The sequence below is a fragment of the Streptomyces swartbergensis genome (assembly GCF_002148965.1).
GTDB lineage: Bacteria > Actinomycetota > Actinomycetes > Streptomycetales > Streptomycetaceae > Streptomyces > Streptomyces swartbergensis.
This window is the reverse complement of sequence record NZ_NGFN01000583.1, coordinates 1-2,820: the sequence shown is the minus strand read 5'-3', so window position 1 is coordinate 2,820 and position 2,820 is coordinate 1. Positions and strand designations below refer to the sequence as shown.

Here is a 2,820-nt window from a genome sequence, read left to right as displayed (position 1 = left end):
GCCACGACCCGCAACCCGTCCCCCGCCAGCCGCACGAACCCGGCCGGCGACAAGGACGGCCGCCCCGCAGCCCCTCCAGCTGGGCACCGGCGCCCGCCACCCCGGCCGCCCTCATCCGGCCTCGCCCAGCGCGGCGGCCCCGGCACCGGACGCACACGCCCCCACGGTCATGACGCGCACCCGCTGGAGGCCACCGGAAAGCATCCCTTACGAATACTGGGTAAAAGATTTAATTGGAGCTACACAGTCAGGCTGCCGACACTACTCACATGACAACTCCCTTCGGCCGTGCCCTGTGCGCCATGATCACCCCGTTCACGACGTCCGGAGCACTGGACCTCGACGGTGCCCAACGCCTCGCCGCCCACCTGGTCGCCCAGGGCTGTGACGGCCTCGTCCTGTCCGGCACGACAGGCGAGTCACCGACGACCACGGACGCCGAGAAGTCGGCCCTGATCACAGCCGTCCGCGAGGCCGTGGCCGACCGGGCGTCGATCGTCGCGGGCATCGGCACGCCCGACACGCGTCACACGGTGGACCTGGCCCGGGAGGCCGAAAAGGCTGGCGCGGACGGCCTGTTAGTGGTGGCCCCCTACTACAGCAGGCCCCCGCAGGACGCGATCGAGGCCCACTTCCGCGAGATCGCCGACGCGAGCGAACTCCCGCTCATGCTCTACGACATCCCGATCCGCACCGGCATCCGAATCGAACCGGAGACGATCCTCCGCCTCGCCGCACACCCCAGGATCGTCGCGGTCAAGGACTGCTCCACCGACTTCCTGGCCGCCCAGAAGGTGCTGGCCCGCACGGACCTGGCGTACTACGCGGGCAGCGACGAGCACAACCTCGCGCTGTACGCGGTGGGCGGGGCCGGGTACGTCAGCACGGTGTCGAACGTGGTCCCGGAGCGGCTGCGAGCCGTCCTGGACGCCTTCGACGCGGGCGACACGACACAGGCGGCCCGCCTCCAGCAGCAGGCCACACCCCTCATCGAGGCGATCATGTCGGCAGGCCTCCCGGGCACCGTCACGACGAAGGCACTCCTCACCGCCCTGGACCTCCCCGCGGGCCCGGTCCGCGCTCCCCTGCGGCCCGCGGACGACAAGACGACCGACAATCTCCTGTCGCTCCACAAGACCCTGACCACCACCTGACCAAGGCCTGCCCAAGGCCTGTAAGGCTTGGCCACCGGCCGCGGGAGCAGCCCGTTATGCCACTGCCCGACACGAGAAACGGGCCGGGGCCCGTACCGCACACACGTGCGGTACGGGCCCCGGCCCGTCGATGTGCCGGCTCAGTTCCAGGCGTACCCGTCGCCGAACAGCAGCGTGTGCTCCAGCACGTCCTCCGCCGGGTCGTCGACCTGGCCGACGTTGACCAGCCCCACCCGGTGGCCGTTGTGCGAGCCCGTGTTGGTCTCGTCGGCGTGCGCGGCCCCCGCCGGAAGCCAGCACACCACCAGCGCCGTGACCGCCCCGGCCAGACAGCGCGCCACGGCCCGCCCCCGCTCGTTCCTCATACCCCGGTCCTCGTTTCATCGGTTCGGCTTCTGATCGGACACGGCGTCCGCCCGTTCATCGGACCCTGCGCCCACCCGTTCATCTGCAAAAGCCACCACGAGGTCACGCCGGGTAACTCGTACGGGGTCCGAGGGAGAGCCGATGACACACGGCCCGGGGCCCCTGCTGCTGAAGCCACACGACCGACGCCGATCAGTTGTGGCTGTGCAGGACCTCGTTCAGCCCGCCCCACACCGCGTTGTTCGGCCGGGCCTCGACGGTGCCGGTGACCGAGTTGCGGCGGAAGAGGATGTTGGAGGCGCCGGACAGCTCGCGGGCCTTCACGATCTGGCCGTCGGGCATGGTGACGCGGGTGCCGGCGGTGACGTAGAGGCCGGCCTCGACGACGCACTCGTCGCCGAGGGCGATACCGACGCCCGCCTCGGCGCCGACCAGGCAGCGCTCGCCGATGGAGATGATGACGTTGCCGCCGCCGGACAGCGTGCCCATGGTCGAGGCGCCGCCGCCGATGTCCGAGCCGTCGCCGATGACGACGCCCGCGGAGATACGGCCCTCGACCATCGACGTGCCGAGCGTGCCGGCGTTGAAGTTGACGAAGCCCTCGTGCATGACGGTGGTGCCCTCGGCGAGGTGCGCGCCGAGGCGGACCCGGTCGGCGTCGGCGATCCGGACGCCCTTGGGGGCCACGTAGTCGGTCATCCGCGGGAACTTGTCGACGGAGGTCACCTGGAGGTGCAGGCCCTCGGCGCGGGCGTTCAGCCGGACCTTCTCGAGGTCGTCGACGGCGACCGGGCCGAGCGAGGTCCAGGCGACGTTGGCGAGGAAGCCGAAGATGCCGTCCAGGCTCTGGCCGTGCGGCTTCACCAGGCGGTGGGAGAGCAGGTGCAGGCGCAGATAGACGTCGTGCGCGTCGATCGGCTTCTCGTCGAGCGAGGCGATGACCGTGCGGACCGCGACCACCTCGACGCCCCGGCGGGCGTCCGGGCCGATCGCCGCGGTCGCACCGCCGCCGAGCAGCTCGGCGGCCTGCTCCGCGGAGAGCCGCTCGGTGCCGGACGGGCCGGGCTCGGCGGCCAGTTCGGGAGCGGGGAACCAGGTGTCGAGGACGGTGCCGTCGGCGGCGACCGTGGCGAGGCCGGCGGCCACGGCGCCGGTGGTGCGAGGAGCAGTCGTGTCGGTCATGAGGGCAACCTAACCGGCGGACGGCGGTCGATGCGAACCGGTGCGGGGCCGTCTCACGTGCCGGGCGGTACGTCCCACTGCTGGTCGGCGACGCGCGGCGACGGCCCCGGCGTTGGTG

General features: G+C 71.7%; 3 protein-coding genes. 1 reads left to right on the top strand and 2 read right to left on the bottom strand.

Features of this window, described 5'->3' with window-relative positions; genetic code table 11:
• Positions 1 to 269: 269 nt before the first annotated feature.
• On the top strand, positions 270 to 1,154 hold the full coding sequence (gene dapA, locus CA983_RS42355) for a 4-hydroxy-tetrahydrodipicolinate synthase (protein ID WP_244207335.1): 885 nt from the start codon (positions 270 to 272) through the stop codon (positions 1,152 to 1,154).
• A 140-nt stretch (positions 1,155 to 1,294) separates the two neighbouring features.
• Here dapA and CA983_RS42350 read toward each other — a convergent pair whose 3' ends face one another.
• Both CA983_RS42350 and dapD read right to left on the bottom strand, forming a co-directional pair.
• The gene (locus CA983_RS42350) at positions 1,295 to 1,519 is read right to left on the bottom strand and encodes a hypothetical protein (RefSeq protein ID WP_086605948.1); all 225 of its coding nucleotides are present in this window, start codon (positions 1,517 to 1,519) and stop codon (positions 1,295 to 1,297) included.
• Between the two features lie 193 nt (positions 1,520 to 1,712).
• Entirely contained in the window at positions 1,713 to 2,702 is a 990-nt protein-coding gene (gene dapD / locus CA983_RS42345; RefSeq protein ID WP_086605947.1) for a 2,3,4,5-tetrahydropyridine-2,6-dicarboxylate N-succinyltransferase, read from the bottom strand.
• Positions 2,703 to 2,820 lie beyond the last annotated feature (118 nt).